Raw genomic sequence first — 12636 nt, 5'->3', positions numbered from 1 at the left:
CATGAATGACTGGCCCCAGGGATGGTCCGACGACAACCGCGGCCCGCGCTACGGACGCGGCAGTGCCGGCTCGCAGCCGGAGGGCGCCCGCGTGATGCGTCAGGTGCGGCGCGGCCCGGCGGTACCGCCCGGCCAGCGCTCCGGCTACGGCGACCCCGGTCCGGCGGCACCGCCGTACGGCAACGGCGTCCCGCAGCAGCCGTCGTACGTCGACGGCCGGGGCTACGACGACGGCCCCGGCCACGACGACTACGACAGCGGCTACAACACCGGCCAGGTCTACGGCGGTGGCGGCCCCGGCGGGCCGCAGGGCGCGCCCACCCGGGCTCCGCGCCCCGCCCCGAACTGGCGGCGCCGCATCAAGTGGACGGTGATCACGCTGGCGACCGTGTTGGTCGTCACATCCGTCGGGACGTACTTCTGGGCCGACTCCAAGCTGCGCCGCGAGGTCGACCTGGGGACGGTCATCGACCGGCCGGAGTCGGGCGACGGCACCAACTACCTGATCGTCGGCTCGGACAGCCGTGAGGGCATGTCCAAGGCGGACGAGAAGAAGCTGCACACCGGTGGCGCCGAGGGCAAACGCACGGACTCGATGATGATCCTGCACGTCGGCGACAACGGCGACACGCTGATCTCGCTGCCGCGCGACTCGGACGTGGAGATCCCGTCGTACAAGGGGTCGACGTCCGGGAAGACCTATCCCGCGCGCGGCCGGCACACGAAGCTGAACGCCGCCTACGCCGAGGACGGGCCGACGCTGCTGGTCCGCGCGATCGAGTTCAACACCGGCCTGCACATCGACCACTACGTGGAGATCGGCTTCCAGGGCTTCGCGAACATCGTGGACGCGGTGGGCGGTGTCGACATAGACATCGACAAGGGTTTCAAGGACAAGTGGTCCGGCGCCGACTTCAAGAGCGGCAAGCAGACCCTGGACGGCCAGCAGGCTCTCGCCTTCGTCCGCACCCGGCACGCGTTCGCCGCCTCGGACCTGCAGCGCACCAAGAACCAGCAGAAGTTCCTCGCCGCCCTGGCCCACCAGGTGGCCACGCCGTCCACGGTGCTCAACCCGTTCAAGTTCTACCCGACCATGGGCGCGGGCCTGGACTCCCTGATCGTCGACAAGGACATGGGCCTGTGGGACCTGGCCTCGATGTTCTGGGCGATGAAGGGCGTCAACAGCGGTGACGGCACGTCGATGAACATGCCGATCTCCGGCTCCTCCGGCGGCAACCTCGTCTGGGACAAGGCGAAGGTGAAGACCCTCGTGAGCCAGCTGAACAACGACGAGAAGGTCACCGTCTCCAGCAACTAGCGCACCGCGCGTGCGAGCAGCGCCACATGGGGAAGGGCCAGCGGTCCTTCCCCATCGGCGTTCCCGGCGTCCCCGGGCACGAAGGCGGCGCACAGCCGCTCGTACTCCCGCCGGACCGCCGCCACGGTGCCGGCCTCCTGCGAGGTCAGGACCAGGCCCACGGTGGCGACCCCGCCGGCCGCGCCGCCCCACCACTCCTCGACGGTCGTCCGGTGGTCCCAGGCCAGTTCCGCCGCCCCGGCGCCGGTGAAGCCGGCCTCGGCGAGCAGGCCGGCGAGACCGTCCGGGGTGCGGGCGAAGTCCTCGGCGGGGTCCAGCCGCGGCAGGTACGACGGCGGTACCGCGCCGCCCGCCGCCAGGGCCCGCCCGAGCAGGTCCTGCCCGGCGCCGCGCCGGGCGCCCCACAGCGTCACGGCCAGCCGGCCGCCGGGGCGCAGCACACGGCGCAGCTCGGCGAGGGCGGCACGGGGCCGGCCGACGTGGTTCAGCACGAAGTTGCCGAGCACGGCGTCGAACTCGCCGTCCCCGAAGGGCAGCCCGGGCAGTACGGCGACCTCGGCGGCGACCCCGCGCCGGCGAGCCTCGGCCACCATCCCGGCGTCGGCGTCCACGGCCCGCACCAGCGCGCCCCGCTCCCCCGCCGCCAGCGCCGCCGTGCCGGTGCCCGTGCCGACGTCGAGCACCCGCGTCCCGGCCGCGACCCCGGCCGCGTCCAGCAGGGCGGGCACCGGGTGCGCGCACAGCCGGCCGAAGCCGCGCGCGTACGCCTCGGTACGGCCCGCCCACATGGCCCGCTCGGCGGCGTCGAAGGCGTCGGTCGCGTCGGTGGTCGTCATGCGGCCAGCCTGCCGTACACATGATCGAGGGCACCCCGGGGGGTGCCCTCGACCGACGTCCGGACCGGTCACATACCGGCGCCCGCCATCGCGCGACAGGTCTCCGCGCAGCGGCGACACGCCTCGGCACAGCGCATCATCATCTCGTCGTCCGGCATGGACATACACGCCTCGGCGCACATGTCGCAGACCTTCGCGCACATCGCGCACATCTCCGCCGCCATGGGCGAGCGCCGCATCATCATGTCGGCGCACATGCGGGTCGTCTCGGAGCAGTCCATGAGCGCGCGCATGACCTGCATCTGCGCCTGGCCACCCTTCTGCATGCAGGAGCTCATGGTCTCCTCGCACATGCTGTGGCAGTCCATGCAGGCGGCGATGCACTCCTGCATCTGCGGGGTGAGGGCGGTCATCGTGCCGGAACGGGACTGGGACTGGGTCATGGCTCCTCCTCGCGGCAGGGACCCTGGACGGATCCTGTGTGCTTCCGTCCTACGTCGGGAAGTGCCGCCCCGCATGTCGACCTACCGCCCTACGGACGCACGAGAGGCGCCCCGCGGGGCGCCTCTCGCCGGTGTCCGGATTCCCTGGCCGCTACGGCAGGTTGCGCGCCATCACGATCCGCTGGACCTGGTTCGTGCCTTCGTAGATCTGGGTGATCTTCGCATCGCGCATCATGCGCTCGACCGGGTAGTCGCGGGTGTAGCCGTACCCGCCGAGGAGCTGGACGGCGTCCGTCGTGACCTCCATCGCCACGTCCGAGGCGAAGCACTTGGCGGCCGCGCCCTGGAAGGTGAGGTCGCTGTCGCCGCGCTCGGAGGCGGCCGCGGCCTGGTAGGTCAGGGCGCGGGCGGCGGCGATCTTCATGGCCATGTCGGCCAGCATGAACTGGATGCCCTGGAAGTCGGCGATCGGCTTGCCGAACTGCTTGCGCTCCTGGACGTAGCCCTTGGCGTAGTCGAGGGCGCCCTGCGCGACGCCGAGCGCCTGGGCGGCGATGGTGATGCGGGTGTGGTCGAGGGTCTTCATCGCCGTGGCGAAGCCGGTGCCCTCCTCGCCGATCATGCGGTCGGCGGGGATGCGGACGTTGTCGAAGTAGACCTCGCGGGTCGGGGAGCCCTTGATGCCGAGCTTCTTCTCCGGGGCGCCGAAGGAGACGCCCGGGTCCGACTTCTCGACGACGAAGGCGGAGATGCCCTTGGAGCGCTTCGTCGGGTCGGTGACGGCCATGACCGTGTAGTACTCGGAGACGCCCGCGTTGGTGATCCAGCGCTTCACGCCGTTCAGGATCCAGTGGTCGCCGTCACGGACGGCCTTGGTCTTCATGCCGGCCGCGTCGGAGCCCGCCTCGGGCTCGGAGAGGCAGTACGAGAACATCCCCTCGCCCTTGGCGAGCGGGGCGAGGTACTTCTTCTTCAGGTCCTCGGAGCCGGAGAGGATCACCGGCAGGGAGCCCAGCTTGTTCACCGCGGGGATGAGGGAGGAGGACACGCACGCGCGGGCCACCTCCTCGATCACGATGACGGTGGCGAGCGCGTCGGCGCCGGCGCCGCCGTACTCCTCGGGGACGTGCACGGCGTGCAGGTCGTTGGCCACGAGGGCGTCCAGCGCCTCCTGCGGGAAGCGTGCCTCCTCGTCGACCGCCGCGGCGTACGGCGCGATCTTCGCCTCGACCAGGGAGCGGACGGCGTCCCGGAGCATGTCGTGCTCCTCGGACAGGCGGTACAGGTCGAAGTCAGCCGATCCGGCCACGGTCTCTCACGCTCCAAAGACACAGTGATACTGACGCTAATTACCGTTAAGTAACTCAAATTTTAGAGGGCCGCCGACGGGACGCCTACGTGACCTACGCGACAGCGGGAAATTGCCCGGTGGACGGCCCGGCTATGCTCGGGCCCGCACGAGAGAGTCCACCGGCTGGAGCGCACCCCCATGAGCCTGAAGATCACCGTGATCGGCACCGGCTATCTCGGCGCCACGCACGCCGCGGCCATGGCCGAGCTCGGCTTCGAGGTGCTGGGGCTCGATGTCGTACCCGAGAAGATCGCCATGCTGGAGCGCGGCGAGACGCCGATGTTCGAGCCGGGCCTGGAGGAGCTGCTGCGCCGGCACGTGGCCGGCTTCGAGGGCGCCTCGGGGCGGCTGCGCTTCACCACCGACTGGGCCGAGGCCGGCGCCTTCGGCGATGTGCACTTCGTGTGCGTGAACACCCCGCAGAAGCACGGCGAGTACGCCTGCGACATGTCGTACGTCGACTCGGCGATCGCCTCGCTCGCCCCCCATCTGCGCGGCCCGGCCCTGGTGGTCGGCAAGTCGACGGTGCCGGTGGGTTCGGCCGACCGGCTGGCCGCGTACCTCGCCGAGCACGCGCCGGCCGGGGCGGACGCCGAGCTGGCCTGGAACCCGGAGTTCCTGCGCGAGGGTTTCGCCGTGCAGGACACGCTGCACCCCGACCGGATCGTGGCCGGGTTGCGCAGTGAGCGTGCCGAGAAGCTGCTGCGGGAGGTGTACGCGACTCCGATCGGCGAGGGCACGCCGTTCGTGGTGACCGACTTCCCGACCGCGGAGCTGGTGAAGACCGCGGCGAACTCGTTCCTCGCGACCAAGATCTCGTTCATCAACGCGATGGCGGAGGTGTGCGAGGCCGGCGGCGGTGACGTGGCGCGGCTGGCAGAGGCCATCGGGTACGACGACCGGATCGGGAAGAAGTTCCTGCGCGCCGGGATCGGCTTCGGCGGTGGCTGCCTGCCCAAGGACATCCGGGCGTTCATGGCCCGGGCGGGGGAGCTGGGCGCGGACCAGGCGCTGACCTTCCTGCGGGAGATCGACTCCATCAACATGCGCCGGCGCGGCCAGATGGTCGAGATGGCCCGGGAGGCGCTCGGCGGGGGCTCCTTCCTCGGCAAGCGGGTCGCGGTGCTCGGCGCCACCTTCAAGCCCGACTCGGACGACGTACGCGACTCGCCCGCGCTGAACGTGGCGGGCCAGATCCACCTCCAGGGCGGCCAGGTCACGGTGTACGACCCGAAGGGCATGGACAACGCCCGCAAGGTCTTCCCGACCCTCGGTTACGCGGAGACCGCGCTGGAGGCCGTCCGCGGCGCCGACATCGTGCTGCACCTGACGGAGTGGCGGGAGTTCCGCGAGCTGGACCCGGCGGCGCTCGGCGAGGTCGCCACGGACCGGGTGCTCCTGGACGGGCGCAACGCCCTCGATCCGGAGCTGTGGCGGCGGGCCGGCTGGACCTACCGTGCGATGGGGCGTCCCACCGCCTAGCGGACGCCCGGGGACGGGCCTCGGGGCGTCCGGGATCGCGGACGCCCGGACACACGTGAAGGGGACGCCGGTTCGGCCGAGGCTCAGTCGGCCGAACCGGCGTCTTCCCGCATTCTGCACCACGGCGCACATACGTGGCCGATGAACTCCCCCGCGTTCACAGGTGCCGAGGGGGGCGACCGGGCCGTGCGGCGGGCGCCCGGCGTGGGCGAGCAGCGCGGCCCGCAGCGACTCGCGCAGGTCCCGCACCGGTTCCAGCTCGCCCGGCCGTCCCGATCCCCGTGCGCCGGTCGGCTTCGTGTCTATGCCGCCCCCGCGGGGCACCCGTTCTGTCTGTGCGCCTGCTGACCGAGGCGCCCGTCGAACCGTCCCCGAGGAGGACACCATGGCGTCCGTCGCCCGCTTTCGTTCCGTGGTGCTGGACTGTCCCGATCCGCACGCGCTGGCCGCCTTCTACGCGGCGGTGGCCGGCGGCACGCCGCAGGCCGAGGACGACGACTGGGTGGTCCTGGAGGTCCCGGACGGGCCGCGGCTGGCCTTCCAGCGGGCCGAGGGCCACACTCCGCCGGAGTGGCCGCGGGCGGACCGCAACGGCCAGCAGTTCCACCTCGACTTCGACGCGGGGCGGACCTGGGCGGAGGTCGACACCGCGCACGAGCGGGTCCTGGAACTGGGGGCCCGTCCGCTGGACCTGGAGGACCGGGAGACGAAGGACTTCCAGGTGTACGCGGACCCGGCCGGGCATCCGTTCTGCCTGTGCCGGATCGAAGAGCCCTGAGCCGTCCGGCAGTCGTACCGGGATACACGAGGGCGGGGTGGCCGGCACGGCCGGCCACCCCGCCCTCGGCGCTCAGCCCTCGGCGCCGTCGAGCGACTCGATCGTGGCGATGGACGCCGCGCGCGTCGCCTGGAGGCCGCGCGCCACGTCCTCGGCCGCGCCGAGCACCCGCACCGCGTTCTTCCAGGTCAGCTTGGCCAGGTCGGCCGTGGACCAGCCGCGGTCCAGCAGCTCGGCGAGCAGGTTCGGGTAGCCGGAGACGTCGTTCAGGCCGTCCGGGGTGAACGCCGTGCCGTCGTAGTCGCCGCCGATGCCCAGGTGGTCGATGCCGGCCACCTCGCGCATGTGGTCCAGGTGGTCCGCGACGGTGGACACCGTGGCGACCGGCCGCGGGGTGCGCTCCTCGAACTCCCGGTGGATCTTCATCGCCTCGGGGCTGGTGTCCAGGTGGTGCAGGCCGTGCGCGCGCATGTTGTCGTCGGCCGCGGCGGTCCAGTCCACGGCCGCCTGGAGCACGAACTTCGGCACGAACGTCACCATCGCCACGCCGCCGTTGGCGGGCAGCCGCTCCAGTACGTCGTCGGGGATGTTGCGCGGGTGGTCGCACACCGCGCGCGAGGAGGAGTGCGAGAAGACCACCGGCGCGGAACTGGCGTCCAGCGCGTCCCGCATGGTCGTCGCCGCCACGTGCGAGAGGTCGACGAGCATGCCGAGCCGGTTCATCTCCCGGACGACCTCACGGCCGAACGCGGTGAGACCGCCCGCCTTCGGCTCGTCGGTCGCCGAGTCCGCCCAGTCCACGTTGAAGTTGTGGGTGAGCGTCATGTACCGCACCCCGAGCTCGTACAGCCCGCGCAGCGTGCCGAGGGAGTTGGCGATGGAGTGACCGCCCTCGGCCCCCATCAGGGAGGCGATACGGCCGTCCCGGCGCGCCGCCTCCATGTCCCCGGCGGTCAGCGCGGGCGCCAGGTCGGCGGGGTAGCGGGCCAGCATCCGCCGGACGCAGTCGATCTGCTCCAGCGTCGCCGCGACCGGCTCCGGCTGCTCGCACGGCACGTACACCGACCAGTACTGCGCGCCGACGCCGCCCTCGCGCAGCCGCGGGATGTCGGTGTGCAGGCGGTCGTGCTGGTGGCCGCCGATGTCCAGGGCGTCGAGGTCGTAGCCGGCCTGCTTGCGCAGTGCCCACGGCAGGTCGTTGTGTCCGTCGACGACCGGGAACTCGCGCAGCAGCGCACGGGCCGCGTCCAGCGAGGCCGAGGAGGTCATGCGCGTCACTTCCCGAAGCCGAAGCCGCTCGTGCCCTCGACCTTGGACCGCAGCCGCTTGCCCTTCTCGGTGGCCTGGTCGTTGAGGTCCTGCAGGAAGTCACGCATCTTGTGCAGCAGGTCCTCGTCGTGCGCGGCGAGCATCCGGGCCGCGAGCAGACCGGCGTTGCGGGCGCCGGCGACGGAGACGGTGGCGACCGGGACACCGGCCGGCATCTGCACGATCGACAGCAGGGAGTCCATGCCGTCGAGGTACTTCAGCGGCACCGGGACGCCGATGACGGGCAGCGGCGTCACGGAGGCGAGCATGCCCGGCAGATGGGCGGCGCCGCCCGCACCGGCGATGATCACCTTCAGGCCGCGGTCGGCGGCCTGCTCGCCGTACGCGATCATCTCGCGGGGCATGCGGTGCGCGGAGACGACGTCGACCTCGTAGGCGATCTCGAACTCGTCGAGGGCCTTGGCGGCGGCCTCCATGACGGGCCAGTCGGAGTCCGACCCCATGACGATGCCAACAACGGGGCTCATTCGGTGATGGTGCCTCTCAGGTAGCCGGCTGCGTGACGGGCGCGCTCCAGCACGTCGTCCAGGTCGTCGCCGTAGGTGTTGACGTGTCCGACCTTGCGGCCCGGCTTCACGTCCTTGCCGTACATGTGGATCTTGAGCTTGGGGTCGCGTGCCATGCAGTGCAAGTAGGCGGAGTACATGTCCGGGTAGTCACCGCCGAGGACGTTGACCATCACCGTCCACGGGGCGCGGGGGCGCGGGTCGCCGAGCGGCAGGTCGAGGACCGCGCGCACATGGTTGGCGAACTGCGAGGTGATCGCGCCGTCCATGGTCCAGTGCCCGGAGTTGTGCGGGCGCATGGCGAGCTCGTTGACGAGGATGCGGCCGTCGCGGGTCTGGAACAGCTCGACGGCGAGGTGCCCGACGACGCCCAGCTCCTTGGCGATGCTCAGCGCCATCCGCTCGGCCTGCAGGGCCAGGTCCTCGTCCAGGCCGGGCGCGGGGGCCACGACCGTGTCGCACACGCCGTTCACCTGCTGGGACTCGACCACCGGGTAGGCGACGGCCTGGCCGTGCGGGGAGCGTACGACGTTGGCGGCCAGCTCGCGGACGTAGTCGACCTTCTCCTCGGCGAGGACGGGGACGCCCGCCCGGAACGGGTCGGCGGCCTCCTCGACGGAGTCGACGACCCACACGCCCTTGCCGTCGTAGCCGCCGCGGACGGTCTTGAGGACGACCGGGAAGCCGTCGCCCTCCGCCGCGAAGGCGGCGACGTCCTGCGGATCGGCGACGATCCGGTGCCGTGGGCACGGGACGCCGATCGCGTCGAGCCTGGCGCGCATCACCCCCTTGTCCTGGGCGTGCACCAGTGCGTCGGGCCCGGGGCGCACGGGGATGCCGTCCGCCTCCAGGGCCCTGAGGTGCTCGGTGGGTACATGTTCGTGATCGAAGGTGATCACGTCGCAACCGCGCGCGAACTCGCGCAGCGTGTCGAGATCGCGATAGTCGCCGATGACGACTTCGCTCACGACCTGCGCCGCGGAATCCTGAGGGGTGTCACTGAGGAGCTTGAACCTGATGCCCAACGGGATGCCCGCTTCGTGCGTCATACGCGCGAGCTGCCCCCCGCCGACCATGCCGACTACCGGGAACGTCACACCCCTAGCGTATCGGCCACGCCGGGGGTGCCCCGATCGCGTCCCTCGCACAGCCTCTTACCCAGCGCTTTCCTGTCTCTTTCCAACCCGTTTCCCTGCCGTGGCCGGGTCCACAGGCGTGGGCGGGTCCGGCTGGATAGCATGGCCAGGTTGGTGAAACCTACGGACGGGAGCTGCACAGCCATGGAACCTCGTTCCTCGGGGCTGCAACGGCTCGTACGCGAGGTGGCCAAGTTCGGCGCCGTCGGCGGCGCCGGGGTCCTTGTGAATCTCGGCGTGTTCAACCTGGTCCGGCACGTCTCCGACCTGCCGGTGGTGCGCGCCAGCATCATCGCGACCGTCGTGGCGATCGCCTTCAACTACGTCGGCTTCCGTTACTGGACGTACCGGGACCGCGACAAGGGCGGGCGCACCAAGGAACTCACGCTGTTCCTGCTGTTCAGCGCCGTGGGCCTGGTGATCGAGAACGGCGTGCTCTACCTGGCGACCTACGGCTTCGGCTGGGACAGCCCGCTGCAGAGCAACATCTTCAAGTTCGTGGGCATCGGCGTCGCCACCCTGTTCCGCTTCTGGTCGTACCGCACCTGGGTCTTCCGGGCCCTGCCGGCCCGCGAGGCCGAGTCGATCCTGGCGGCGGAGGCGAAGCACCCGGCCCCGAAGAAGCAGCAGCCCCAGAAACGCCAGGGCCCGAAGCAGCGGGTTCCGTAGGGCGCCGATCCCCCCGGGGGTGGAGCGGGCTGCACCGGCCGCCGGGATGTGTCCTGGGGCACCTGCCGTGGCCCTGCGGGCGGTGAACCGGCAGCCCGGAACCGACAGCCGGCAGTCGGCAGCCGCCTGTCACGAGCGGGAACGACCGGCCGGATCGAGAGCCGGGCGAACCGACACCCAGCAGTCCCGCGGCCGGAGGCGTACCGCCCCGCCGTCCGGACGGCTCCTGGTGGTTCCACAGGCCCCGCGAACCCCGACGCCGACCGGCCCCGGGACCCGGTGACAGGCGGCCCGAGGTGGCGGAAGGCCCGGCGGTCCCACGGCCCACGGGGCCGACGACGAGCGGACCAGCGCGCCGGGAACAGGCGCCCCGGGGGCAGACGGCCCGGCGGACCATGACCGGGAAGACCTGCGCGAGCCGGTCCGCGGGCCCGAGGGACGGCCGTGCCGGCCCAGCGGATCCACCGACCCCCATTGCCCGCGCCAGGGCTAGCGGACCGTTGGGTGGGATTCGTCCGGTTTGCGGGTCGGGGGGGTTCGGGAGAGGAAGAGGCCGAAGACCGGGGGCTGAGCCTGGAGGAGTTCGAGGCGGCCACCGTCGGCCTCCGCGAGGTCGCGGGCGACGGCGAGACCGATGCCTGTGGAGTTGCGGCCGCTGATGGTGCGCTCGAAGATCCGCGCCCCTAGGTCGGCCGGCACGCCCGGACCCTCGTCGGTGATCTCGATGACGGCCTGGTTGCCGGTGACCCGGGTGCGCAGGGCGACCGTGCCGCCCCCGTGCATCAGCGAGTTCTCGATCAGCGCGGCCAGCACCTGGGCGACCGCGCCCGGCGTGCCGACGGCCTGAAGGTGGCGCTTGCCGGAGCTCACGATGGCCCGGCCCACCGACCGGTAGGCGGGTCGCCACTCGGCGAGCTGCTGCTGGATGACCTCGTCCAGGTCGAAGGTGACGGCGGAGCCGGTACGCGGATCGCGGGAGTTCGTGAGCAGCCGCTCCACGACGTCCGTCAGCCGCTCGACCTGCGTGAGCGCGACGTTCGCCTCTTCCTTCACCGTGTCCGGGTCGTCGGTGAGGGTGATCTCCTCCAGCCGCATGGACAGCGCGGTCAACGGCGTGCGCAGCTGGTGGGAGGCGTCGGCCGCGAGCCGACGCTCGGCGGTCAGCATGCGCCCGATCCGCTCGGCCGAGGAGTCCAGCACATCGGCGACCCGGTCCAGCTCGGGGACGCCGTAGCGCTTGTGCCGCGGGCGCGGGTCCCCGGAGCCGAGGCGTTCGGCGGTCTCGGCGAGGTCGGTCAGCGGGGAGGCGAGCCGGTTGGCCTGCCGTACGGCGAGCAGCACGGCCGCGACCACCGCCAGCAGCGCCACCAGCCCGATGATCAGCAGGGTCCGGCCGACCTCACGGGTCACCGAGGAGCGCGGCTCCTGCACGGTGACCGTCTCGCCCTCCTCGCCGTGCTGCGTCGAGTGGATGACGTCGCCCTGCGGCTTGGTGCCGATCTGGATCGGGGCCTTGCCGGGCATGGTGATCAGCACGTACTGGTCCTTGCTGACCGGATTGCGCAGGACGTTCGCGTTGACCTTCTCCTCGGCCAGCACCCGGCTGTCGATGATGCTGGCCAGCCGCAGCGCCTCGGACTCCACCCGTTCCTGGGCACTGTTGCTGATCGTCCGGGTCTCGACGATCACCAGGGAGAGACCGAAGACGGCGATCACCACGAGAACGACGGCGAGGGTGGACTGGATGAGACGTCGGCGCATGTCCTGTTACCCGAGCAGGCCCTGTAGGCGCGGCTCTCTCAGCTCTCTCAGCTCTTCTCGAAACGGAAGCCGACGCCGCGCACGGTCGCGATGTACCGGGGGTTCGCCGCGTCGTCCCCGAGCTTCTTGCGCAGCCAGGAGATGTGCATGTCGAGGGTCTTCGTCGACGACCACCACGTGGTGTCCCAGACCTCGCGCATCAGCTGGTCGCGCGTGACGACCCGGCCGGCGTCCCGCACCAGCACGCGCAGCAGGTCGAACTCCTTCGCCGTGAGCTGCAGCTCCTCGTCGCCCATCCACGCCCGGTGCGACTCGACGTCGATCCGCACGCCGTGGGTGGCCGGCGGCTGCTGCGGCTCGGCGGCACCGCGCCGGAGCAGCGCCCGTACCCGGGCGAGCAGTTCGGCGAGCCGGAAGGGCTTGGTCACGTAGTCGTCGGCGCCCGCGTCCAGGCCGACGACGGTGTCCACCTCGTCGGCGCGCGCGGTGAGGATGAGGATCGGCACGGTGTGACCGTCGGCACGCAGCCGGCGGGCCACCTCCAGGCCGTCCATCCCGGGCAGGCCCAGGTCCAGCACGACCAGGTCGACACCGCCCTGCATGCCGGCGTCGAGTGCGGTGGGGCCGTCCTCGCGCACCTCGACCTCGTAACCTTCGCGGCGCAGGGCGCGGGCCAGCGGCTCCGAGATGGACGCGTCGTCCTCGGCGAGCAGTACACGGGTCATGAGGTGATGGTAGACCGCCCGTGCGCGGTGCTGGGGTGTGATCGCTTCCAGGGATTCTTACCTTTGCGGCGCACTGGTACGAACCATTGACCTGGGGATGCGATCGTAGAAGGGACCTTCGAAACGTGACCCACGGTTCCTCCGACACCTGTGATCCGCGTCTCAAGTCCTTCCATATCCGGCAGTGTCCTGACGTAGAGTGACGTGAACGCCTCTAGCACACCGGGGACCTTTGGCGAGCACTTGACGCTGAGGGTCTCTTTTGTGTGCGGGCTGATCAAGATCAGCCTCAACAGGAATGA

The 12636-nt window shown here is 71.2% G+C and carries 12 protein-coding genes; 4 read left to right on the top strand and 8 right to left on the bottom strand.

The window, feature by feature from the left end:
- Window position 1 precedes the first annotated feature (1 nt).
- Window positions 2–1318, top strand: coding sequence for an LCP family protein (locus BLW57_RS23290; RefSeq protein ID WP_176985692.1), 1317 nt, complete (start codon window positions 2–4; stop codon window positions 1316–1318).
- On the opposite strand, the gene BLW57_RS23285 is transcribed toward BLW57_RS23290, so the two are convergent.
- From BLW57_RS23285 to BLW57_RS23275, 3 genes are all read right to left on the bottom strand, one after another.
- A complete protein-coding gene (locus BLW57_RS23285) occupies window positions 1315–2154 on the bottom strand; it encodes a class I SAM-dependent methyltransferase (protein ID WP_093477116.1) in 840 nt (279 codons plus the stop codon). The two genes, BLW57_RS23290 and BLW57_RS23285, sit on opposite strands and share 4 nt — an antisense overlap.
- Before the next feature lie 68 nt (window positions 2155–2222).
- Complete coding sequence (locus tag BLW57_RS23280) at window positions 2223–2597, bottom strand: four-helix bundle copper-binding protein (protein ID WP_073901368.1); 375 nt, start codon at window positions 2595–2597, stop codon at window positions 2223–2225.
- Between the two features lie 151 nt (window positions 2598–2748).
- A complete protein-coding gene (locus BLW57_RS23275; protein WP_093477115.1) occupies window positions 2749–3906 on the bottom strand; it encodes an acyl-CoA dehydrogenase in 1158 nt (385 codons plus the stop codon).
- Between the two features lie 180 nt (window positions 3907–4086).
- Here BLW57_RS23275 and BLW57_RS23270 point away from each other — a divergent pair, with 180 nt between their 5' ends.
- Window positions 4087–5430: a UDP-glucose dehydrogenase family protein gene (locus tag BLW57_RS23270; protein WP_093477113.1), complete on the top strand. Its 1344-nt coding sequence runs from the start codon at window positions 4087–4089 to the stop codon at window positions 5428–5430.
- 385 nt (window positions 5431–5815) lie between these two features.
- Window positions 5816–6208, top strand: a complete 393-nt coding sequence (locus tag BLW57_RS23260) for a VOC family protein (protein WP_093477112.1) — start codon at window positions 5816–5818, stop codon at window positions 6206–6208.
- Window positions 6209–6280: 72 nt separating this feature from the next.
- On the opposite strand, the gene BLW57_RS23255 is transcribed toward BLW57_RS23260, so the two are convergent.
- Genes BLW57_RS23255 through BLW57_RS23245 form a run of 3 tightly spaced genes read right to left on the bottom strand, consistent with a single transcriptional unit; the run spans window position 6281 to window position 9140 of the window.
- Window positions 6281–7477 carry a dipeptidase gene (locus BLW57_RS23255; protein WP_093477110.1) on the bottom strand — a complete coding sequence of 399 codons (1197 nt, stop codon included), beginning with the start codon at window positions 7475–7477 and terminating at the stop codon, window positions 6281–6283.
- A 5-nt stretch (window positions 7478–7482) separates the two neighbouring features.
- Window positions 7483–8004, bottom strand: a complete 522-nt coding sequence (gene purE / locus BLW57_RS23250) for a 5-(carboxyamino)imidazole ribonucleotide mutase (protein WP_093477108.1) — start codon at window positions 8002–8004, stop codon at window positions 7483–7485.
- Window positions 8001–9140, bottom strand: coding sequence for a 5-(carboxyamino)imidazole ribonucleotide synthase (locus BLW57_RS23245; protein ID WP_093696575.1), 1140 nt, complete (start codon window positions 9138–9140; stop codon window positions 8001–8003). The genes purE and BLW57_RS23245 overlap by 4 nt, the downstream gene beginning before the upstream one ends.
- A gap of 183 nt (window positions 9141–9323) precedes the next feature.
- Between BLW57_RS23245 and BLW57_RS23240 the strand changes: the two genes are divergently transcribed.
- Window positions 9324–9848, top strand: coding sequence for a GtrA family protein (locus BLW57_RS23240; protein ID WP_093477103.1), 525 nt, complete (start codon window positions 9324–9326; stop codon window positions 9846–9848).
- Between the two features lie 489 nt (window positions 9849–10337).
- Here the strand turns inward: BLW57_RS23240 and BLW57_RS23235 are convergent, their stop codons facing one another.
- Together BLW57_RS23235 and BLW57_RS23230 are read right to left on the bottom strand one after the other, a co-directional pair.
- Window positions 10338–11609 (bottom strand): ATP-binding protein, encoded by a 1272-nt coding sequence (locus BLW57_RS23235; RefSeq protein ID WP_093477100.1) that lies wholly within the window; start codon window positions 11607–11609, stop codon window positions 10338–10340.
- Window positions 11610–11656: 47 nt separating this feature from the next.
- Window positions 11657–12334, bottom strand: a complete 678-nt coding sequence (locus BLW57_RS23230; protein WP_020940464.1) for a response regulator transcription factor — start codon at window positions 12332–12334, stop codon at window positions 11657–11659.
- Between the last annotated feature and the right edge of the window lie 302 nt (window positions 12335–12636).

The sequence above is a fragment of the Streptomyces sp. 1222.5 genome (genome assembly GCF_900105245.1).
Lineage (GTDB): Bacteria > Actinomycetota > Actinomycetes > Streptomycetales > Streptomycetaceae > Streptomyces > Streptomyces albidocamelliae.
This window is presented reverse-complemented; position numbering and strand designations above follow the sequence as displayed.

Excerpts from the sequence above, each read along its gene's own strand:
- BLW57_RS23290 (WP_176985692.1), top strand. The coding sequence starts at position 2 with ATGAATGACTGGCCCCAGGGATGGTCCGACGACAACCGCGGCCCGCGC.
- BLW57_RS23285 (WP_093477116.1), bottom strand. The coding sequence starts at position 2,154 with ATGACGACCACCGACGCGACCGACGCCTTCGACGCCGCCGAGCGGGCC.
- BLW57_RS23280 (WP_073901368.1), bottom strand. The coding sequence starts at position 2,597 with ATGACCCAGTCCCAGTCCCGTTCCGGCACGATGACCGCCCTCACCCCG.
- BLW57_RS23270 (WP_093477113.1), top strand. The coding sequence starts at position 4,087 with ATGAGCCTGAAGATCACCGTGATCGGCACCGGCTATCTCGGCGCCACG.
- BLW57_RS23260 (WP_093477112.1), top strand. The coding sequence starts at position 5,816 with ATGGCGTCCGTCGCCCGCTTTCGTTCCGTGGTGCTGGACTGTCCCGAT.
- BLW57_RS23255 (WP_093477110.1), bottom strand. The coding sequence starts at position 7,477 with ATGACCTCCTCGGCCTCGCTGGACGCGGCCCGTGCGCTGCTGCGCGAG.
- purE (WP_093477108.1), bottom strand. The coding sequence starts at position 8,004 with ATGAGCCCCGTTGTTGGCATCGTCATGGGGTCGGACTCCGACTGGCCC.
- BLW57_RS23240 (WP_093477103.1), top strand. The coding sequence starts at position 9,324 with ATGGAACCTCGTTCCTCGGGGCTGCAACGGCTCGTACGCGAGGTGGCC.
- BLW57_RS23235 (WP_093477100.1), bottom strand. The coding sequence starts at position 11,609 with ATGCGCCGACGTCTCATCCAGTCCACCCTCGCCGTCGTTCTCGTGGTG.
- BLW57_RS23230 (WP_020940464.1), bottom strand. The coding sequence starts at position 12,334 with ATGACCCGTGTACTGCTCGCCGAGGACGACGCGTCCATCTCGGAGCCG.